General features: G+C 62.3%; 16 protein-coding genes and 2 tRNA genes. 14 read left to right on the top strand and 4 right to left on the bottom strand.

Translation table 11 applies throughout. The features are described 5' to 3' along the window. Positions 1-66 precede the first annotated feature (66 nt). From gltX to P1P91_RS11280, 5 genes are all read left to right on the top strand, one after another. A complete protein-coding gene (gene gltX, locus P1P91_RS11300; RefSeq protein WP_311882715.1) occupies positions 67-1,548 on the top strand; it encodes a glutamate--tRNA ligase in 1,482 nt (493 codons plus the stop codon). Positions 1,549-1,610: 62 nt separating this feature from the next. After that, a protein-coding gene (locus P1P91_RS11295) for an IS5 family transposase (RefSeq protein WP_407650535.1) occupies positions 1,611-2,362 on the top strand; the annotation gives its coding sequence in 2 pieces (ribosomal slippage) (positions 1,611-1,943 and positions 1,946-2,362; 750 coding nt in all). An 84-nt stretch (positions 2,363-2,446) separates the two neighbouring features. Continuing rightward, positions 2,447-3,604, top strand: coding sequence for an IS701 family transposase (locus P1P91_RS11290; RefSeq protein ID WP_311882712.1), 1,158 nt, complete (start codon positions 2,447-2,449; stop codon positions 3,602-3,604). Positions 3,605-3,923: 319 nt separating this feature from the next. Further along, positions 3,924-3,999: transfer RNA gene (locus P1P91_RS11285), tRNA-Ala, on the top strand. Positions 4,000-4,059: 60 nt separating this feature from the next. Further along, positions 4,060-4,135 (top strand) — tRNA-Glu (locus P1P91_RS11280). A gap of 42 nt (positions 4,136-4,177) precedes the next feature. Here the strand turns inward: P1P91_RS11280 and P1P91_RS11275 are convergent. From P1P91_RS11275 to gltA, 3 genes are all read right to left on the bottom strand, one after another. After that, on the bottom strand, positions 4,178-4,459 hold the full coding sequence (locus tag P1P91_RS11275) for a hypothetical protein (RefSeq protein ID WP_311882711.1): 282 nt from the start codon (positions 4,457-4,459) through the stop codon (positions 4,178-4,180). A gap of 144 nt (positions 4,460-4,603) precedes the next feature. Then, positions 4,604-5,485 (bottom strand): NAD(P)-dependent oxidoreductase, encoded by an 882-nt coding sequence (locus tag P1P91_RS11270; protein ID WP_311882709.1) that lies wholly within the window; start codon positions 5,483-5,485, stop codon positions 4,604-4,606. A 164-nt stretch (positions 5,486-5,649) separates the two neighbouring features. Then, on the bottom strand, positions 5,650-6,939 hold the full coding sequence (gene gltA / locus P1P91_RS11265; protein ID WP_311882707.1) for a citrate synthase: 1,290 nt from the start codon (positions 6,937-6,939) through the stop codon (positions 5,650-5,652). Positions 6,940-7,444: 505 nt separating this feature from the next. Between gltA and sdhC the strand changes: the two genes are divergently transcribed. The 9 genes from sdhC (at position 7,445) to sucD (ending at position 19,164) form a co-directional block, all read left to right on the top strand. Then, a complete protein-coding gene (gene sdhC / locus P1P91_RS11260; protein ID WP_311882705.1) occupies positions 7,445-7,822 on the top strand; it encodes a succinate dehydrogenase, cytochrome b556 subunit in 378 nt (125 codons plus the stop codon). Next, the gene (gene sdhD / locus P1P91_RS11255) at positions 7,816-8,172 is read left to right on the top strand and encodes a succinate dehydrogenase, hydrophobic membrane anchor protein (RefSeq protein ID WP_311882703.1); all 357 of its coding nucleotides are present in this window, start codon (positions 7,816-7,818) and stop codon (positions 8,170-8,172) included. Before sdhC ends, sdhD begins: the two co-directional genes overlap by 7 nt. 3 nt (positions 8,173-8,175) lie before the next feature. Then, entirely contained in the window at positions 8,176-9,948 is a 1,773-nt protein-coding gene (gene sdhA, locus P1P91_RS11250) for a succinate dehydrogenase flavoprotein subunit (RefSeq protein ID WP_311882701.1), read from the top strand. 25 nt (positions 9,949-9,973) lie between these two features. Continuing rightward, complete coding sequence (locus P1P91_RS11245; RefSeq protein WP_311882699.1) at positions 9,974-10,684, top strand: succinate dehydrogenase iron-sulfur subunit; 711 nt, start codon at positions 9,974-9,976, stop codon at positions 10,682-10,684. A 235-nt stretch (positions 10,685-10,919) separates the two neighbouring features. Next, positions 10,920-13,751: a 2-oxoglutarate dehydrogenase E1 component gene (locus P1P91_RS11240; RefSeq protein ID WP_311882696.1), complete on the top strand. Its 2,832-nt coding sequence runs from the start codon at positions 10,920-10,922 to the stop codon at positions 13,749-13,751. Between the two features lie 56 nt (positions 13,752-13,807). After that, positions 13,808-15,442, top strand: coding sequence for a 2-oxoglutarate dehydrogenase complex dihydrolipoyllysine-residue succinyltransferase (gene odhB / locus P1P91_RS11235; RefSeq protein ID WP_311882695.1), 1,635 nt, complete (start codon positions 13,808-13,810; stop codon positions 15,440-15,442). A gap of 107 nt (positions 15,443-15,549) precedes the next feature. After that, a complete protein-coding gene (gene lpdA, locus P1P91_RS11230; RefSeq protein ID WP_311882694.1) occupies positions 15,550-16,989 on the top strand; it encodes a dihydrolipoyl dehydrogenase in 1,440 nt (479 codons plus the stop codon). Between the two features lie 136 nt (positions 16,990-17,125). Then, positions 17,126-18,292 (top strand): ADP-forming succinate--CoA ligase subunit beta, encoded by a 1,167-nt coding sequence (gene sucC / locus P1P91_RS11225; RefSeq protein WP_311882693.1) that lies wholly within the window; start codon positions 17,126-17,128, stop codon positions 18,290-18,292. Next, the gene (gene sucD, locus P1P91_RS11220) at positions 18,292-19,164 is read left to right on the top strand and encodes a succinate--CoA ligase subunit alpha (protein ID WP_311882691.1); all 873 of its coding nucleotides are present in this window, start codon (positions 18,292-18,294) and stop codon (positions 19,162-19,164) included. The genes sucC and sucD overlap by 1 nt, the downstream gene beginning before the upstream one ends. 146 nt (positions 19,165-19,310) lie before the next feature. Here the strand turns inward: sucD and P1P91_RS11215 are convergent, their stop codons facing one another. Continuing rightward, positions 19,311-21,251 carry an exoribonuclease II gene (locus tag P1P91_RS11215; protein WP_311882688.1) on the bottom strand — a complete coding sequence of 647 codons (1,941 nt, stop codon included), beginning with the start codon at positions 21,249-21,251 and terminating at the stop codon, positions 19,311-19,313. Positions 21,252-21,273 lie beyond the last annotated feature (22 nt).

The raw sequence follows: 21,273 nt of genomic DNA, 5'->3' as shown, positions 1-21,273 counted from the left end.
GGTGCGTATAATGGCGCCACGCTTCTGTCTACGACGCTTACCCCTTGCGACATTAAGGATTTCACCATGACCGTACGTACCCGTATCGCGCCGTCGCCCACGGGCGATCCCCATGTTGGCACTGCCTACGTGGCGCTGTTTAACCTGTGCTTTGCGCGCCAGCACGGCGGTGAATTCATCCTGCGCATCGAGGACACCGATCGCGCGCGCTCCACGGCGGAGTCCGAGCAGATGATCCTCGACTCGCTGCGCTGGCTGGGGATCGAGTGGGACGAAGGGCCCGACGTCGGCGGGGCGCATGGCCCTTACCGGCAGAGCGAGCGCGGCGACATCTACGCCGACCATGCGCAAAGGCTGCTGGACGCCGGGCACGCGTTCAAGTGCTATCGCACCGCCGAAGAGCTGGACGAGCTGCGCGAGGGGCGCAAGGCCGCGGGCATGCACCTGGCGCTCAAGCCCGAGGATCTGGCGCTGACGGCGGACGAGCAGCAGCGTCGCGCTGACGAGGGCTGGCCTTACGTGGTGCGGATGAAAGTACCCAAGGACGGTGTCTGCGTGGTTCAGGACATGCTGCGCGGGCGTATCGACGTGGACTGGGCCCAGGTGGACGCCCAGATCCTGCTGAAATCCGACGGCATGCCCACCTACCATCTGGCTAACGTCATCGACGACCATTTGATGGGCATCACCCACGTGATGCGCGGCGAGGAGTGGATCAACTCTGCGCCCAAGCATCAGCTGCTCTACGAGTACCTGGGCTGGGAGATGCCGGTGCTCTGCCATATGCCGCTGTTGCGCAATCCCGACAAGTCCAAGCTTTCCAAGCGCAAGAACCCCACCTCGATCAACTACTATCGCCGCATGGGGTTTTTGCCCCAGGCGGTGACCAACTACCTGGGGCGCATGGGCTGGTCCATGCCCGACGAGCGGGAAAAATTCAGCCTCGACGAAATGATCGACGCCTTTGATATTCACCGGGTATCGCTTGGCGGGCCGGTCTTCGACCTGGACAAGCTGACCTGGCTCAACGGCGTCTACATTCGCGAGGACCTGGACGACGACGCCTTCCTGCAGGCGCTGCGCGACTGGGCTTTTAACGAGGACTACGTCAAGCAGATTCTGCCCCAGGTGCGCCCGCGGGTGGAAACGCTGGCCCAGGTGATGCCGCTGGCCGGGCACTTTTTCTCGGGGCTGCCGGCCATTACCCACGCCTCCTTTGACGGCGTGAAGCTGGAGCATGAGACCCTGGTCAAGCTGCTGCAGTTTATGGTGTGGCGGCTGGAAACGCTGCCCGCCTGGCACAAGGAGGCGCTGCTCGAGGAAGTGAAAGCGCTGGCGGCGCATTTCGAGCTGAAGATGAAAGCGTTTCTGGCACCGGTGTTTATCGCCATTACCGGCTCCAGCGCCAGCACCTCGGTGATGGACGCCATGGCCATTCTCGGCTCGGACATGACCCGTGCGCGGCTGCGCCATGCCATCAGCGTATTGGGCGGCGTATCGAAAAAGCAGACCAAGCGCCTGGAGAAGGAATACCGCGAGCTTGCCTAGGGTGTGTTAACAATCATTAGTTTCGTTTAAACTGATTTAGTATTCATAGATTTTGGTGGGCCATGAGTCGGTTGAAGTTACGCGATGATCAGTGGGAGCGAATCGAGCACCTGCTCCCCGGCAAAGCCTCAGACTGTGGGGTAACTGCCAAGGACAATCGCCTGTTCGTGGAAGCCGTGCTCTGGATCGCTCGGACCGGCGCCCCGTGGCGTGATCTTCCCGAATCTTTTGGGCGCTGGCACACCGTCTACATGCGGTATAACCGTTGGTCACGAAAGGGCGTTTGGCAGCGTATTTTTGACACAGTAGCCGACGATCCCGATCTAGAGCAGCTGATGATCGACGGTAGCATCGTCAGGGTGCACCAGCATGGAGCGTCAAAAAAAACACGCAAGACGTCGAAGCCATGGGCAAATCTCGAGGCGGATTGAGCACCAAAATTCATGCCGCAGTCGATGCGTTAGGTAACCCAGTACGATTGGTTCTCACACCGGGCCAGGCGTCGGAGTATGGTGCTGCTCCCGCTCTACTGGAAGGTTTTTCCCCGCAAGCAGTGCTGGGCGACAAGGGGTATGACTCCACTGCTCTGCGGGACATGATTCAGGCCGCAGGTGCCGAGCCGGTGATTCCTCCGAAAAAGAATCGTTTGGCGCGCATTGAAGTAGACTGGCACTGTTACCAAGATCGCAATCTGGTGGAGAGGTTCTTTCAGAAAATCAAGAAGTTCCGGCGGTTATCTACACGCTATGAGCGACTGGCAAGAAACTACCAGTCACTCCTCTGCCTCGTGTCAGCCGCCATATGGCTGGCCTAATTGTTAACGCCCCCTAGTACTACAGTCGTAACTGAATAAGCTACAATGCATGTGGTTGATATGGAAGCGATCACAGGGTGAAGGATGCAAGAACTGGATCTCTCTGTCTCAGCATTGTTGGATGACCTGGCAGATCGGTTAGGCCCGCTCTTTCCGCGTTCGGAAACGCGCGATCGCGCACTACGCTACCTCCAGGGTCTGCTTAGTCAGTGCGAACGTAAGAATAGCTGGCATCTTGCCGAGTGGCTCGGGGATGCCACCCCAGATGGGGTGCAGTACCTGTTGGATCGTGCCCGCTGGGATGCGGACGCAGCACGCGATATTCTCCGCCAATGGGTCATCGATACGCTGGGCTCGCCTGAGGGTGTCCTGGTCCTGGACGAGACCGGCTTTATCAAGAAAGGCCAGCACTCGGCCGGCGTGCAACGCCAGTACAGTGGCACCGCCGGCCGTATCGAAAATAGTCAGATCGGGGTCTTTCTTCTCTACGCTAGCCCGGCAGGGCATGCCTTCCTGGATCGCGCCCTGTACTTGCCCAAATCCTGGACACAGGACCGCGAGCGTTGTCGGCGTGCGGGCATCCCTGATGACGTCGAATTTGCCAGCAAACCCGAGCTCGCTCGCCGGATGCTGGAGCGCGCGATGGATCAGGACATACCGGCCGCCTGGGTGACGGGGGATAGCGTCTATGGCGGTAACCGCAGCCTGCGTCTGTGGCTGGAGGATCGCTCACAACCCTTTGTTTTAGAAGTGGCTTGCAACGAACCCTTGTGGTGGAAGAGTTTCCAGTACACGCGAGCCGACGAGATCGCGGCGGCACTGCCGGATGACGCATGGCAGACCCTATCCGCTGGCTCAGGCAGCAAGGGCGAACGCAGGTACGACTGGGCGTTGACGCCGCTGACAAGGCTGCAGCCTACGGAAGAGGCACGCCGCTGGGGCCATTATCTTCTGATCCGACGCAGCCTCTCGACACCGGATGAGTTGGCCTATTATGTGGTCCACGCGCCCAGGGACTGGGTATCGATAGAGACGCTGGTTCGAGTCGCGGGTCAGCGCTGGAAAATCGAGCAGGGTTTTCAGACGGCCAAGGGGGAATGCGGTCTGGATGAGTATGAGGTGAGGCGCTGGGCCAGTTGGCATCGCCACATTACTTTGTCGCTGCTCGCCCACGCCTTGCTGGTGGCGATACGGCAAGCGAGTCACCAGCAAAAAAAACTCGTACCGACAGGATTCAGTTGACACTCTCCGAGCTCAGGCGACTAATCGGGAGATGTCTATGGCAAGGACAACAGGCCCTGTCCCATGTGCTTCATTGGTCGGACTGGCGACGAAAGCACCAGTACCGGGCTTGGCAGTGCCACTGTCGGCAGCAGCAAGCCCGGATGGCAATGCATGAACGATCACGGCTGTAGTTACGACTGTAGTACTAGCGAAGCGGCCAGAACGCGGCTTTGCTGGTCGTCGCCTTGAGCTATCAGAAGCGCCGCAAAAAAGCGGCGCTTTTTTCTTGACGCCTAACCGGGGTATGCGTACTATACGCTCCGTCCTCGAGACAAGCGGGGCCTTAGCTCAGCTGGGAGAGCGCGACACTGGCAGTGTCGAGGTCAGCGGTTCGATCCCGCTAGGCTCCACCAACCTTCTCAAGGACTTCCCCCCGAAGCGTTTCGCTTCCTGCCGTACCGCGGCATCTCTGCGTCCCATTCGTCTAGTGGTCCAGGACACCGCCCTTTCACGGCGGTAACAGGGGTTCGAACCCCCTATGGGACGCCACTTCGGCTGCCTGTTCCGTTTTTGCCGGCCCTCCTGCCGCTGTCAACCCAAACCTTTTTCCATTCCGGTATCGGCGACTTTACTGTCCGGCCAGGCGCGATTTCGCTGGCCCCTGTCCGCTTTCGGGCAGAGCCTTGCGCGTTTCTCCCGGCTTGCCGGGGCATGGGCCGAAAACGCCCTGCCGGGCATCAAAAAAAGGCGTTTTTGCGCCTTTTTGCGCTTGACTTGTCCACTTTGTCTGTTCCGCGAAGAGGCGCTGTGCACAACTGCCTGGTATTGGCCCAAAAAAGACTTGATATCTTTATTTTGTTTAAAAACAATCACTTAATGGAGGTCAAAAAATGATCAATTTGAGTCAGAGCCGCTCTGCATGCCGACTGGAGAACGTTTTCTAACGGTTGTAAACAGGGTTATCCACAGCAAGTGTGGAAAAACCCAATGCGTGCCATTTTCGGCAAAAGTCAAGGGTCATTCGGTCGCCTGCAGGCGCTTGAGCAGCGCCGTGATGTCCCGGCGGCCGTCGCTCTGACGCTGCAGCTCGGCGTAGAACTGATCCACCAGCGCGGTGATCGGGAGAGCGGCGTTCAGCCGGCGTGCCTCGCTCAGGCAGATGTGGAGATCCTTGCGCATCCAGTCCACGGCAAAGCCGTGATCGTAATCGCCTTCGAGCATGGTCTGATGACGGTTTTCCATCTGCCAGGAGCCCGCCGCTCCCTTCGAGAGCACTTCCATCACGCGGTGGGCGTCGAGTCCTGACTGCCGGGCAAAATGCAGCCCTTCGGAAAGGCTTTGTACCAGCCCGGCCACGCAGATCTGATTGACCATCTTGGTCAGCTGGCCGCTGCCTGCCGGCCCCATGAGCGTCACCGCGCAGGCGTAGTGGGCCATGACCGGTTCGAGATGCTGGAACAGCGCCTGGTCGCCCCCGCACATGATCGTCAGTGCGCCGCTTTCCGCTCCTTGCTGGCCGCCGGAAACCGGCGCGTCGAGAAAGCCGATATCGCCCTGGCGGCAGGTGTCGGCCAGCTCCAGCGCCAGGTCAGCCGAGGCGGTGGTGTGGTCGACCAGAAAAGCGCCGGGGGACATGCCCGCCAGCGCGCCCTGTTCGCCGGTGGTGACTTCGCGCACGTCGTTGTCGTTGCCCACGCAGCACAGCACCAGGTTGGCACCTTCAGCTGCCGCGGCGGGGGTTTCGTGGGCGCTGCCGCCGTATTGCTCGACCCAGGTATCGGCCTTGTGCCGAGTGCGGTTGTAAACGCGAAGGGCAAAGCCCTGGCGCGCCAGGTGGCCGGCAATGGGGCCGCCCATGACGCCAAGGCCGATAAAGGCAACGGTGGAGACGGGTCGCATGGTAAGAGCTCCTGCGGGTGAGAGGTGAGACGTCAGGTTAGCGGGCCGGCCACGCAAAAGGCCACCCGAGGGGTGGCCTTGGAGTTGCAGCAGCGCCGGGGCATGGCGCCGGCCGACGGCCCGCTGGCGGGCTGCCTCGGCGCGAGCTTTTCTTCTGCGGCGCGTTATTTTTTCTGCGGATAGTCCCGCTGGTCGTGGCCGGTGTAGAGCTGGCGCGGCCGGCTGATCTTGTAGCTGTCGCTGAGCATTTCGTGCCAGTGGGAAATCCAGCCGATGGTGCGCGAGACGGCAAAGATCACGGTGAACATGTTGGTGGGGATACCCATGGCCTTGAGGACGATGCCCGAGTAGAAGTCGACGTTGGGGTAGAGCTTGCGCTCGATGAAGTAGTCGTCTTCCAGCGCAATCTGCTCCAGGCGCTTGGCGATCTTGAGCTGCGGGTCGTCGGCCAGACCCAGCTCGTCGAGCACCTCGTCGCAGGTTTCCTTCATCACCCTGGCGCGGGGATCGAAGTTGCGATAGACGCGGTGGCCAAAGCCCATGAGCTTGAACGGGTCATTTTTATCCTTGGCCTTGTCGATAAAGCGCTGGATGTTCTCTTCGGAATCGTCGCCGATTTCGTCGAGCATCTTGAGCACCGCCTCGTTGGCGCCGCCGTGTGCCGGCCCCCAGAGCGCGGCAATGCCGGCGCTGATGCAGGCAAACGGGTTGGCGCCGGTGGAGCCGGCCATGCGCACCGTCGAGGTCGAGGCGTTCTGTTCGTGGTCGGCGTGGAGCATGAAGATGCGATCCATGGCCTTGGCGTAGACCGGGTTGACCCGGTATTCCTCGGCGGGGGTGGCAAACATCATGTAGAGGAAGTTTTCCGCGTAGTTCAGGTCGTTGCGCGGCGAATTGAACGGCTGGCCGATATTGTACTTGTAGGCCATGGCGGCAATGGTGGGCATCTTGGCGATCAGCCGCACGGCGCTGATAACGCGGTCTTCCTCGCGGGCGATGTTCATGTGGTCGTGATAGAAGGCCGCCAGGCCGCCGGTCACGCTGCACAGAATCGACATGGGGTGGGCGTCCCGGCGGAAGCCCTTGAAGAAGTTGTTGAGCTGGTCATGGACCATGGTGTGGTTGCGGATGCGCGCCTGAAACTCGGCGTACTGGTCGTCGTCGGGTAGATCGCCGAACAGCAGGGTGTAGCAGAGCTCGACAAAGTTGGAATGCTGGGCCAGCTGGCCGATGGGGTAGCCGCGGTGCAAGAGCATGCCCTGGCCGCCGTCGATATAGGTGATGGCGGACTGGCAGGAAGAGGTTGCCATGAAGCCGGGGTCATAGGTGAACAGGCCCTCGCCGCCTAGGCCGCGAACGTCGATGACGTCGGGCCCAAGGGCGCCTGAGTAGACGGGCAGTTCAATTGACTTGTCCAGACCGTCTACCGTCAGTGTTGCTTTCCTGTCAGCCATGCTGACCTCCTTTCAAGTTCGGATGGGACGTACGAGATTGCGGTGGTTTGCGCGCCGGGGAAAAGGCCAGTCCACTATAAAAGCGCCCGAAAGATTGTCAATTAGCCAAAATGCCAAGAGCCGCGGCGTCAGCGCCCTGCAGCACCAGGGCTGTTTCGTGAGGCAGCCTTTGCTCATGAGCGGTCTTGTCGACGACTGACAGGGCCGTGGCCTTTGGAGCGACGCTGTCGCCGCTGCCGGCAAGTCCGCCATGGCAGGCAGGGCGGCGGGGCCCATTATGCGCCCTGTCGCAGCGGTCACCCGGGGCCGATTTCTTGCACCATGGTCGAGTTACCCCGGGTTCGGTTTGTCAGCCAGCGCTCAGATTCATATAATTCGGGCAGCGCACTGCCGGCAACAAGGCGGTGTGCTCGACTTGGCAACGGCCGAGCCCTTCCAGCCATCACCGCCCGCCCGGGCCATGCCCGATCGCCGCCGAGCGGGCCAAGAGAGTGTGTATAGAGCCGTGAATAGCAAACGACCCGTAAATCTCGATCTGAGAACGTTCCACTTCCCCCTGCCGGCATTGACGTCGATTGCGCACCGCATTACCGGCGTCATCCTGTTTGTGGGCCTGATCTTTGCCTTCTGGGCGCTCAGCAAATCGCTGTCCTCGCCGGCGGGCTTTGATGCCGTCAGCAGCGCCCTGGCCAGCAATTTTCTGGCCAAGCTGATTGCCTGGGGGCTGGTATCGGCCCTGGCGTTTCACTTCGTGGCCGGCATCAAGCACCTGTTCATGGATGCCGATATCGGCGTCACTCATGAGGGGGGCATCCAGAAGGCGCAGGCCACCGTGATCGCCAGCGTCGTACTGATCATCCTGGCAGGAGTATGGATATGGTAAACAGCGTTACTAGCGTCACCAGTTTCAGCCGCAACGGCGTTTCCGACTGGGTCATGCAGCGCGCGTCTGCCGTGGTACTGGCGGTGTACACGGTATTCATCGTGGGCTACCTGCTGTTTCACCCCGATCTGGACTATTACACCTGGAGCGGCCTGTTTGAACAGACCTGGATGCGGATTTTCTCGCTGCTCGCCTTTATTTCCCTGGCGGCGCACGCCTGGGTCGGCCTGTGGACCGTGACCACCGATTATCTCAACGCTACCTATCAGCGCATAGGCGTCCAGATGCTGATTATCCTGGCCATCTTTGCCTACCTGGTATGGGGCATTCAACTTCTGTGGGGAGCCTGATTCATGTCTAACCTGCGTAGCCTGACATTTGACGCCATTATCATCGGTGGCGGCGGCTCCGGTCTGCGAGCGGCGCTGGAGCTGGCCAAGTCCGGCAAGCAAACCGCCGTGCTGTCCAAGGTGTTCCCCACGCGTTCGCACACGGTCTCGGCACAGGGCGGCATTACCTGCGCCATCGGCGCGGCCGACCCCGAGGACGACTGGCGCTGGCACATGTACGACACGGTCAAGGGCAGCGACTATATCGCCGACCAGGACGCGGCCGAGTACCTGTGCTCCGAAGGCCCCAAGGCGGTATTCGAGCTTGAGCACATGGGGCTGCCGTTTTCGCGCTTTGACAACGGCCGTATCTATCAGCGCCCGTTCGGCGGCCAGTCGAAAAACTTTGGCGAGGGCGGCCAGGCAGCGCGCACCTGCGCGGCGGCCGACCGTACCGGGCATGCGCTTCTGCACACGCTCTACCAGAACAATATCAAGAACAACACCACCTTTCTCAACGAGTGGTACGCCGTTGACCTGGTGAAAAACCAAAGCGGCGACGTGGTGGGCTGCATTGCCATGTGCATCGAAACCGGCGAAGTGGTGCACGTCAAATCCAAGGCGACGGTGCTGGCCACCGGCGGGGCCGGACGCATCTACGCCTCTACCACCAATGCCCTGATCAACACCGGCGACGGTATCGGCATGGCGCTGCGCGCGGGCTTTCCCATGCAGGACATGGAAATGTGGCAATTCCACCCCACCGGCATTCACGGCGCGGGCACGCTGGTCACCGAGGGCTGCCGCGGCGAGGGCGGTTATCTGATCAACAAGGACGGCGAACGCTTCATGGAGCGCTACGCGCCCAACGCCAAGGACCTGGCCAGCCGCGACGTCGTTGCCCGCTCCATGGTCATGGAAATGCTTGACGGCCGCGGCGCCGGCGAAGACGGCGACCACGTCTTCCTCAAGCTCGATCACCTCGGGGAAGAGGTGCTCAGCAAGCGTCTGCCCGGCATCGTCGAGCTGTCCAAGACCTTCGCCCACGTTGACCCGGTGCATGAGCCGATCCCCGTGGTTCCCACCTGCCACTATATGATGGGGGGCATTCCCACCAACGTGCACGGCCAGGCGATCCAGCAGGACGAGAACGGCAACGACCGCGTAATCAACGGCCTCTTTGCCTGCGGCGAAGTCGCCTGCGTCTCGGTTCACGGCGCCAACCGCCTGGGCGGCAACTCGCTTTTGGATCTGGTGGTCTTTGGCCGTTCGGCGGGCAAATTCATCGAGAGCGCGCTGAACGAGGGCGTTGACTACCTGGAAGCCAACGAGTCCGATATTCAAGCCGCCATGAAACGCTTGGAGCGCTGGAACGAGTCCGGTGACGGCGAGTCCGTGCCCGAGCTCAAGCGCGCTCTGCAGGACATCATGCAGACCGACTTCGGCGTATTCCGCGAAGAGCAGAAGATGCAGGAAGGGGTCAAGCGTCTGGCCGAGCTGCGCAAGCGGATCGACAACGCCTACCTGCCGGACAAGTCCAACGCCTTCAACACCGCTAGGGTCGAGGCGCTGGAACTGGATAACCTGATGGAAGTGGCCGAGGCCACGGCGATTTCCGCGCTGGAGCGCAAGGAAAGCCGCGGCGCGCATTCGCGCTACGACCATCCCGATCGTGACGACGACAACTGGCTGAAGCATTCCATCTATTGCCCCAAGACGAAACAGCTCGGCAAGCGCGATGTGAACTTCACGCCGAAAACCGTCGACACGTTCGAACCCAAGGTTCGCACCTACTGATTCGCGCAGACGAGAGGGAGTTACGATGTCCAATCTTCAGGTATCGATATATCGCTACAATCCTGAAACCGATTCTGCGCCGTACATGCAGGAATTTCAGGTCGATACAAAAGGCCGCGACGTCATGGTGCTTGACGTTCTGCACATGATGAAAGAGCAGGATTCCAGCCTGGCGTTTCGTCGCAGCTGCCGCGAAGGGGTGTGCGGTTCCGACGGCATGAACATGAACGGAAAAAACGGGCTGGCCTGCGTCACCCCGCTTTCCGACGTGGTCAAAAAAGGCAAGATAACGCTGCGTCCGCTGCCGGGGCTGCCGGTCATCCGCGATCTGGTCGTGGATATGGCGATCTTCTACAAGCAGTACGAGCGCATTCAGCCCTACCTGCAAAACGACGAGCCGGAGCCCGCCATCGAGCGCCTGCAGTCGCCGGAAGATCGCGAAAAGCTCGACGGCCTTTACGAGTGCATTCTGTGCGCCTGCTGCTCCACGGCCTGCCCGTCATTCTGGTGGAATCCCGACAAGTTTGTCGGTCCGGCGGGGCTTTTGCAGTCCTATCGCTTTCTCGCCGACTCCCGGGACACCGCGACCCGGGAGCGTCTTACCGACCTCCAGGACCCGTTCTCGGTATTTCGCTGCCGCGGCATCATGAACTGCGTGGCGTTTTGCCCCAAAGGGCTGAACCCCACCCGCGCCATCGGCAAGATTCGCGAAATGCTGGTCGCCGAGGCAACCTAGCCCGATTGGAGTTGGCCATGTGCGCAAGCGCTCGGGCCGGGTACAACCCGGCCGAGCGCTTTCCGCCGCGCGCCTTGGCGCCTCAAGTTGCATGACAGCCACTTAAACCTTAGCGCGCAGCTTGTTATCATGGCTTATTGAGCGGTGCGGCGCGACGTCGCACCGCTTTACGCAATCACGATATCGCCGCGCCTGGCGCAGCGATACCACCCCATCAGTGCAGGGTGACCGAGAGATGCAACAAGGCATAATGGAGTTGATGTGGCGTTCTTCCCACGTGAGCAGCGGCAACGCTCACTATGCGGAAGCGCTGTTTGAGCAGTACCTTGACAACCCCGACGCCGTTCCCGACGAGTGGCGTCGTTATTTTGACGAGTTGCCCAGGCCCGACGGCGGAGCGGCAGAAGATGTGCCGCTGACCCCGGTACGCGAGCAGTTCTACAGGCTGGGCCAGGAGCAGCGCTCCGGCGCCGCTGTCGCCGGCGAGGACAGCGTCGGCAGAAAACAGGTCAAGGTGCTCCAGCTGATCAACGCGTACCGCTTTCGCGGACACCAGAAGGCCGATATTGACCCGCTGGGTCTGCGTGATCCCACCCCCGTTCCCGATCTTGATCTGTCCTTCCATCAGCTGTCCAAGGACGACATGGACACCGAGTTCCAGACCGGGTCGTTTTTTCTGGGCATCGACAAGGCGCCGCTGCGCGATATCGTCGACGCTCTGGAGCGCACCTACTGCCGCTCCATCGGCTGCGAAATCATGCACATTGTCGATACCGAAGAAAAGCGCTGGCTGCAGCGCCGCTTCGAATCGGTACGCAGCGCGCCCAAGTTCAGCGACAAGGCGCGCCGTCACGTGCTCGAGCGTTTGACCGCCGCCGAAGGGCTGGAAAACTATCTGGCGTCCAAATATCCGGGCACCAAGCGCTTTGGCCTGGAAGGCGGCGAGACGTTCATCCCCATGATGGACGAGCTGATCCAGCGGGCAGGGGGCTACGGCGCCAAGGAAGTCGTCATCGGCATGGCCCACCGCGGACGCTTGAACCTGCTGATCAACATCCTCGGCAAGAACCCCGCCGACCTGATCGACGAGTTCGACGGCAAGAAGGTGATCGAGCGCGGCTCGGGGGACGTCAAGTATCACCAGGGTTTCAGCTCCAACGTCATGACCCCGGGCGGCGAAGTCCACCTGGCGCTGTCGTTCAACCCCTCCCACCTGGAGATCGTGGCACCGGTGGTGGAAGGTTCGGTGCGCGCACGCCAGGATCGCCGTCAGGATCCCAACGGCGAAAAAGTCGTGCCGATCAACGTACACGGTGACGCCTCGCTTGCCGGCCAGGGCGTGGTAATGGAAACATTCCAGATGTCCCAGACCCGGGCCTATCGTACCGGCGGCACCGTGCATATCGTGATCAACAACCAGATCGGGTTTACCACCTCCCACCCGCTGGACGCGCGCTCTACCGAGTACTGCACCGACATCGCCAAAATGGTGCAGGCGCCAATTTTCCACGTCAACGGTGACGATCCCGACGCCGTCATCCACGCGACCCAGGTGGCGCTCGACTATCGCCAGCAGTTCAAGAAAGACGTGGTCATCGACCTGGTCTGTTACCGCCGCCGCGGCCACAACGAGGCCGACGAGCCGTCCGGCACTCAGCCGATGATGTACTCCAAGATCAAGAATCATGCATCGGCTCGTTCCCTTTACGTCGATCGCCTGATCAAGCAGGGCGTCGTCAGCAAGGACGATACCGAAGCCATGGAGGAGACGTATCGCGACGACCTGATGGCCGGCAACCACGTGGCCAACGCCCTGGTGCAAAAGCCCAACGAGGCGCTGTTCGTCAACTGGCAGCCGTACCTGGGCCACGAGTGGACCGGCTACGCCGATACCACCTTCGACATGCAGCGCATGAAGCTGCTTGCCGAGCGCATGAGCACCATCCCCGAAGGCATCGACGTGCAGCGTCAGGTGGAAAAGATCTACGCCGATCGCTACAAGATGCAGGCGGGCGAGCTGGCGATCAACTGGGGCTTTGGTGAGACCCTGGCCTACGCCACGCTGCTGGATCAGGGTCACCCGATCCGTATCACCGGTCAGGACACCGGGCGCGGCACCTTCTCCCACCGCCACGCCGTGGTGCACAACCAGAAGGACGGCAGCACCTACGTGCCGCTGCAGAACATCAGCGACGGCCAGCCGCAGTTTACCATCCATGACTCCTTCCTCTCCGAGGAGGCCGTGCTGGCTTTCGAATACGGCTATGCCACCACCGCGCCCAACGATCTGGTGATCTGGGAGGCCCAGTTCGGCGACTTTGCCAACGGCGCCCAGGTGATGATTGACCAGTTCATTTCCTCCGGCGAAACCAAGTGGGGGCGGCTGTGCGGGCTGACCATGCTGCTGCCCCACGGTTACGAAGGCCAGGGGCCCGAGCACTCCTCGGCACGCCTCGAGCGGTTCTTGCAGCTGAGCGCGGAAAACAACATGCAGGTGTGCGTGCCGACGACGCCGGCACAGATTTTCCACCTGCTGCGTCGCCAGGTCATTCGCCCGCTGAGAAAGCCCTTGGTGGTGATGTCGCCCAAGTCGCTTTTGCGCCACAAGGCGGCCACCTCGAGCCTGGAAGATCTGGCCCACGGCGAATTCCACATGGTGATCGCCGATCAGGCAGATCTGGTGGCGGAAGAGGTCAACCGCGTGGTGCTGTGCGCCGGCAAGGTGTACTACGACCTGGCCGCCTGGCGAGAGGAAAACGAGCGCTACGATACGGCGATCGTGCGTATCGAGCAGCTGTATCCCTTCGCCCAGGACGCCCTGCTTGACGTGTTGACAGTCTACCCGCACGTGGAGGATATCGTCTGGTGTCAGGAAGAGCCGCTGAACCAGGGGGCCTGGTACCCCAGTCAGCACCACATGCGCGCCGTTGCCGAAAGGCTGCGCGAAGGCCTTGGCGGCAAGCTGAAGTTTGCCGGTCGTCCCGCCTCTGCCGCGCCTGCAGCGGGCTATATGTCCGTGCACACCGAGCAGCAGCGCCGGCTGGTGGAAGACGCCTTTAACCTGTAGGCGCCTTTTGGGGTGTGAGTCACACCGGTTTAGCGAACACATTAAGAGGAAGCAACATGGCTACCGAAATCAAAGCACCGAGTTTTCCGGAATCCGTGGCCGAGGGCACGGTTGCCACCTGGCACAAAAAGTCCGGCGACAGCGTCGAGCGCGACGAGCTGCTGGTGGAAATTGAAACCGACAAGGTGGTGCTTGAAGTGGTGGCACCGGAAGCGGGCACGTTAGGCGACGTGCTCGCCGATGAGGGCGACACCGTCGAGTCCGAGCAGGTGCTGGGCAAGCTCGACGCGGGCGCTGCCCGGAGCGGCGGCGACAAGCAGGACAAGGCGGATAACGAGTCCTCCGACGACAAGACGTCAAAGGCCACGCAGTCCGATGACGGCGAGGCGGATGACGCCTCAGCCGGCGAAAAGCCAACCGGTGCGGCCGGGGGCGGCGGCAAGCAGCACGAGGTCAAGGCGCCGTCGTTCCCCGAATCGGTCCAGGAAGGCACGGTAGCCAGCTGGAACAAGCAGGTCGGCGAAGCGGTCAAGCGCGACGAGGTGCTGGCCGAAATCGAAACCGACAAGGTGGTACTGGAAGTCGTGGCCCCGGCCGACGGCGCGCTTGCCGAGATCAAGGCCGAGACCGACAGCCAGGTCGAATCCGAAGAGGTGCTGGCGCTGTTTACCGAAGGCGCAGGCGGCGGTGGTGAAGAGTCGGGCGAAAAGGCTTCTTCTGCCGAGACCGACACCCACGGCGAAAGCGATGACAGCGCCGATGAAAACCTCGACGGCAAGATCCTGGCGCCGGCGGCGCGCCGGATGGTCGCGGAAAACGACCTGGACGTCTCGCGTATTGAAGGCACCGGCAAGGGCGGGCGAATTCTCAAGGAGGACGTCCAGAAAGCGCTCAAGGACGGCAGCGCCGCGAAGTCCGGCGGCAAGTCGAAGCAAGCGGACACCTCGACCGCCGCGGCAGCCAAGGCAGCGCCCGCGCCGGTAGAAGGCGAGCGGCCGGAAAAGCGCGTGCCCATGAGCCGGCTGCGCCAGACCGTTGCCAAGCGTCTGGTCGAGGCCCAGCAGACCGCCGCCATGCTCACCACCTACAACGAGGTGGACATGAGCGCGATCATGGCGCTGCGCGCCGAGTACAAGGAAAGGTTCCAGAAAGCCCACGACGTCAAGCTTGGCTTCATGAGCTTTTTCGTCAAGGCGGCCTCCGAAGCGCTCAAGCGTTTCCCCGACGTCAACGCCTCCATCGACGGCAACGAGATCGTCTACCACGGCTATCAGGATATCAGCGTTGCCGTGTCCACCGACCGCGGTCTGGTTGTGCCGGTGCTGCGCGATACCGACCAGATGCAGATGGCCGACGTGGAAAAGACCATCGGCGATTTTGGCAAGCGCGCGCGTGACGGCAAGCTTGGCATCGACGAAATGCAGGGCGGCACCTTTACCATCACCAACGGCGGTATCTTCGGGTCGCTTTTGTCCACGCCGATTCTCAACCCGCCGCAGACGGCCATTCTGGGCATGCACAAGATCCAGGAGCGCCCGATGGCGGTGGACGGCCAGGTGGAAATACGGCCGATGATGTATCTGGCGATCTCCTATGACCACCGCATGATCGACGGTAAGGATGCCGTGCAGTTTCTGGTGGCAATCAAGGAGCTGCTGGAGGATCCTGCACGCCTGCTGCTCAACGTATAGCCTGTGTTTTGGGTGCAGGGCCGTGTAGGCAGGCCTGATGCCCAGAGGCTTTATTCATGATAGCCCTCGCTCTATCGGGGCGAGGCGGCCCGAACAAAGGAGCCAATATGGCTGACAAGTTTGACGTAATTGTTATTGGTGCCGGCCCCGGTGGTTACGTTGCCGCCATTCGCGCAGCGCAGCTGGGGCTGAAAACCGCCTGCGTGGAAAAATGGCAGGACAAGCAGGGCAAGGTGGCCCACGGCGGCACTTGTTTGAACGTGGGCTGTATCCCGTCCAAGGCGCTGCTCGAAACCACGCACAAGTTCGTGGAAGCCCGGGACGACTTCGACGAGCTGGGTATCGTCGGCGGCGATGTGTCCATGGACGTCAAGAAAATGATGGCGCGCAAGGACAAGATCGTCAAAAACCTCACCGGCGGCATTTCCGGGCTGTTCAAGGCCAACGGCGTGACCGCCATCGACGGCACCGGCCAGGTGACCGGCAACAAGCAGGTGGAGGTAACCGACTTCGACGGCAAGAAGACGACCTACGAAGCCGACAGCATCGTGGTGGCTGCCGGCTCCGTGCCGGTGGAAATTCCGCCGACGCCGATGACCGAAGACCTGATCGTCGATTCCACCGGCGCGCTGGAGTTTCAGGAAACCCCCGAGCGCCTGGGCGTGATCGGCGCCGGCGTTATCGGCCTGGAGCTGGGCAGCGTATGGAACCGCCTGGGCTCCGAAGTCACCGTGCTGGAAGCCATGGACACCTTCCTGCCCATGGTCGACGGCACCATTGCCAAGGAGACCCTGAAGCTGCTCAAGAAGCAGGGCATGGACATCCGGTTGGGCGCCAAGGTCAGCGGCTCCGAGGTCAAGGACAAGGAAGTCGTGGTCAAGTACGAAGACGCCGACGGCGAGCAGGAGCAGACCTTCGACAAGCTGATCGTCTGCGTCGGCCGCAAGCCCTATACCGAAGGCGTGATTGCCGAAGGCGTCGAGGTTGAGCTGGACGAGCGCGGCTTTGTCACCGTGGACGACCAGTGCCGCACCAGCGTGCCCGGCGTCTATGCCATCGGCGACTGCGTGCGCGGCCCGATGCTGGCGCACAAGGCCTCCGACGAGGGCATCATGGTGGCGGACATCATCGCCGGCCAGAAGGCCGAGATGAACTACGACGCCATTCCCAGCGTCATCTATATCGCCCCGGAGCTGGCCTGGGTGGGGATCACCGAGCAGGAGGCCAAGGACCAGGGCTTCGAAGTCAAGACCGGCACCTTTCCGTTTGCCGCCAGCGGCCGGGCGATGGCCAACAACGCCACCGAAGGCAGCGCCAAGGTCATCGCCGATGCCGATACCGACCGCGTGCTCGGTGTCCACATCGTCGGGCAGCACGCCGGCGAGATGATCGCCCAGGGCGTTATCGCCATGGAGTTCGGCTCCAGCGCCGAAGACCTGGCACTCACCTGCTACGCCCACCCGACCATGTCCGAGGCGGTCCACGAAGCGGCGCTGGCCGTTGACGGGCACGCCATCCACATGGCCAACCGCAAGAAGCGTAAGTGAACCAACCCAGATAAAGAAGCGCCACCCGCGGGTGGCGTGAAGCCCCGGTTGCGCGCCAAAGCCGCAGCCGGGGCGCGGGGATGGGGGGCGAGCGTCGCCCATCGTTCGAGTCACATGCAACCAATGGCATGAAGCGATGAACCTTCACGAGTATCAGAGCAAACAGCTGTTTGCCGACTATGGTCTGCCGGTGTCCAAGAATTTTGCTGTGGACACCCCGGAAGATGCCGTAGACGCCTGCAAGAAGATCGGCGGTGAGCAGTGGGTCGTCAAGGCCCAGGTGCACGCCGGCGGTCGGGGCAAGGCCGGCGGCGTCAAGCTGATCAAGGATCCGGAAGAGGCGAAAGCCTTTGCCGAACAGTGGCTGGGCCAGAGCCTGGTGACCTATCAGACCGACGCCAAGGGCCAACCGGTATCCAGAATCCTGGTGGAAAACGCCACCGATATCGCCTCCGAGCTGTACCTGGGCGCCGTGGTGGATCGCACCACCCGCCGAGTGGTGTTCATGGCGTCGACCGAAGGCGGCGTGGAAATCGAACAGGTCGCCGAAGAGACGCCGGAGAAGATTCTCAAGGCGGAAATCGATCCGCTGGTCGGCGCCCAGCCGTACCAGGCGCGCGAACTGGCGTTTGCCCTGGGGCTCGAGGGCGCACAGATCAAGCAGTTCACCAAGATCTTTCTGGGCCTTTCCAAGCTGTTCCACGACAAGGATCTGGCGCTTTTGGAAATCAACCCGCTGGTGATCACCGGCGAAGGCGACCTGCTGTGCCTGGACGCCAAGATCAACCTTGACGGCAACGCGCTTTACCGCCATCCGGACCTGCAGGCCATGCGCGACCCGTCCCAGGAGGACGAGCGCGAAGCCGACGCCGCCAAGTGGGAGCTCAACTACGTGGCGCTGGACGGCAACATCGGCTGTATGGTCAACGGCGCCGGCCTTGCCATGGGCACCATGGACATCGTCAATCTCAACGGCGGCAGCCCGGCCAACTTCCTCGACGTGGGCGGCGGCGCGACCAAGGAGCGCGTGGCCGAAGCGTTCAAGATCATCCTCTCGGATGACAACGTCAAGGCGGTGCTGGTCAACATCTTTGGCGGTATCGTGCGCTGCGACATGATCGCCGAAGGCATCATCGGCGCCGTCGAGCAAGTGGGCGTCAACGTGCCGGTGGTCGTGCGCCTGGAAGGTAACAACGCCGAGCTGGGTACGGAAAAGCTGGCGTCAAGCGGTCTCAACATTCTCGCCGCGACCAGCCTGACCGACGCGGCACAGCAGGTCGTCAACGCGGCGGAGGGCAAGTAATGAGTATCCTCATCGACAAGCACACCAAGGTCATCTGCCAGGGATTCACCGGCGGCCAGGGCACCTTCCACTCCGAGCAGGCCATCGCCTACGGCACCCAGATGGTCGGCGGCGTCACGCCGGGCAAGGGCGGCCAGGAGCATCTGGGTCTGCCGGTGTTCAACACGGTCAAGGAAGCCGTTGAGCAAACCGGCGCGGACGCCAGCGTGATCTACGTGCCGGCGCCGTTCTGCAAGGATTCGATCATCGAAGCGGCCAACGGCGGCATCAAGCTGATCGTGTGCATTACCGAAGGTATCCCCACCCTCGACATGCTCGAGGCCAAGGTGAAGTGCGACGAGCTGGGCGTGACCCTGATCGGCCCCAACTGCCCGGGCGTGATCACGCCGGACGAGTCCAAGATCGGCATCATGCCCGGCCATATTCACCAGCCGGGCCGCGTGGGCATTATCTCGCGTTCGGGCACGCTGACCTACGAAGCGGTCAAGCAGACCACCGACCACGGCTTTGGCCAGTCCACCTGCGTGGGCATCGGCGGCGATCCGATTCCGGGCTCCAGCTTTATCGACATGCTCGAGCTGTTTGAAAACGACCCGGCAACCGAAGCCATCGTCATGATCGGTGAGATCGGCGGCACGGCGGAAGAAGAGGCGGCGGCCTACATCAAGGACAACGTCTCCAAGCCGGTGGTGTCCTACATTGCCGGCGTGACCGCCCCTCCCGGCAAGCGTATGGGCCACGCCGGCGCGATCATTGCCGGCGGCAAGGGCACCGCGGATGAAAAGTTTGCCGCGCTGGAAGACGCCGGCGTGAAGACCGTGCGCTCCCTGGCGGGCATCGGCGATGCGCTGAAGGCCGTGACCGGCTGGTAAAGGCTTCACGCGCAAGCGAGGGATAAAAAAACGCCCGGGCCATGATAAATGGTCCGGGCGTTTTCTGTATCAGGGCAGCTCGCTACAGCGCATTGCCCATGATATCCCGCTGCCCACTAGGTCCCGGCGTCCACTGCGTCATCCGGTTACGCCGCGGGGCGGGCAACCAGCGAGCGGGTGTCTTCCCGGGCTTCGACCAGGTCCACGCGCACGCTGTCGCCGAGCTTGTAGCGCTCGACGCCTTCGATCTGGATGCGGCCTTCCTGATCATCGATGACGACCTGGCGCCGGTCGCTGTGCATCAGCGGCGCGGGGACAAAGGCGGTGGCGCCGTTGTCGACAAGGCGCACGCGCATGCCGCCGCGGTTGATGGCGATGATCTCGGCGTCGAAGGTCGTCTGGGCTTCGGCGTCCGGGGTCAGGTAGCGCACGTAGAGCCAGTCCTTGACGTCGCGCTCGGCCATGCGGTTGAGCCGGCGACGCTCGGTGAGCTGCTCGGTGAGCGCTTCGCTGGCTTCGGCCGGGGCCTGCTCGCCCTTGAGCACGTGTTTGATCAGGCGGTGGTTGACCATGTCGCCGTATTTGCGAATCGGCGAGGTCCAGGTGGCATAGGCGGCAAGGCCCAGGCCGAAGTGCGGGCCGGGCAGGGCGGACATCCGGGTAAAGCCCTGAAAACGGCGCAGCCGCACGTCGAGCCAGGCGTCTTCGCGACCCTCGAGCTCGCGCTTGAGCTCCTTGTAGCGCGGCAGTTCGAGCAGGGCCTCGGTATCAATGTTGATATCCTGCTCGGCGAGAAACGCCTGGGCGTCTTCGGCCTTTTCCGGCTCGAAGGCGCGGTGGACGTTGAAAATGCCGTGGCCGACGTGGGCGGCAAGGTAGTCGGCGCAGCAGGCGTTGGCCGCAATCATCGACTCTTCGATCATGCGGTTGGCGATGCGCCGCTCTTCGACATGAATGCCCAGCACGTTGCCGGCGTCGTCCAGATCGAACTCGTAGTCCGGGCTGCCGCTGAATACCAGGGCGTGCTCCTCGCGCCAGCGCGAGCGCGCCTCGGTGAGGTCGCGCAGGGCGGTGAGCTGCGGGGCAATGGCGTCCGCCGGCGACCAGTCGCCTTCGCCGTCGATCCAGTTGGAAACGCTGTCGTAGGAAAGCCTGGCGTGAGACATGGCGTTGGCGGCAAAGAAGCGATAGTCGCCCAGGCTGCCGTCGGCGTTGACGTCCAGCGTACAGGCGAGCACCGGACGGGTTTGCCCTTCGAGCAGCGAGCACAGGTCGTCGGCCAGCTGCTCGGGCAGCATGGTGACGTTCTGCCCCGGCAGGTAGACGGTGAAGGCGCGCACCCGAGCTTCCTTGTCGGCGGCGTGCTCTTCGTCCACGTAGGCCGTGGGGTCGGCAATGGCCACGCTCAGGCGCCAGCCGCCGTCTTCGCGCTCGACCACGTGCAGGGCGTCGTCCATGTCCCGGGTGGAGGCGCTGTCGATGGTGAAGAAGGGCGTGGCGGTGATGTCTTCACGCTCCAGGCCTTCGTCGTGCAGCGGCCATTCGCTTCCGGCGTCGGGGCTCTCCTGTTCCAGGGCGTGGCGGGCAAGCGTGACGCGCCAGGGCACGGCCGGGTTGTCGCTCTTGGCCACCAGCTCGTCGATCTGGGCGAAAAAGCTGCGGTCGTCCTTTTTCAGCGGATGGCGCACCAGCCGGGCGACCACCCAGTCGCCGTCGGCAATGCTGTCTTCGTCCAGGCCGCGCTTGACGCGCGTCTTGATCACGTTGCGGATCGAGGGGTGGTCGGGCACTACCGCAAGGCGACCTTCGCGCTTTTGCACCCGGGCAACGAAGCGGTCGAGCCCTTGTTCGATGAGCGTTTCCGGCTCCACGGAGACCTTGTCGCCGTCTTCATGAATCACGGCCTCGACGCGGTCGCCGTGGATCACCTGCTTCATGGCGGGCGGCGGGACGAAGTAGGACTCACCGTCGTCGGTTTCCAGAAAGCCGAAGCCGCGGTCGGTGCCTTTGATGACACCTTCGGCGCGCGGCGTGGTGTCACGAATCTGCTGCTTGAGCTGGGCAAGCATGGAGTTGTTCTGCAACATGAGGCTCAATCGGTTTGGCGAG

Source organism: Halomonas piscis (assembly GCF_031886125.1).
Classification (GTDB): domain Bacteria; phylum Pseudomonadota; class Gammaproteobacteria; order Pseudomonadales; family Halomonadaceae; genus Vreelandella; species Vreelandella piscis.
Note: the sequence above shows the minus strand (reverse complement) of the source record. Positions and strands in the feature narration are given on the sequence as shown.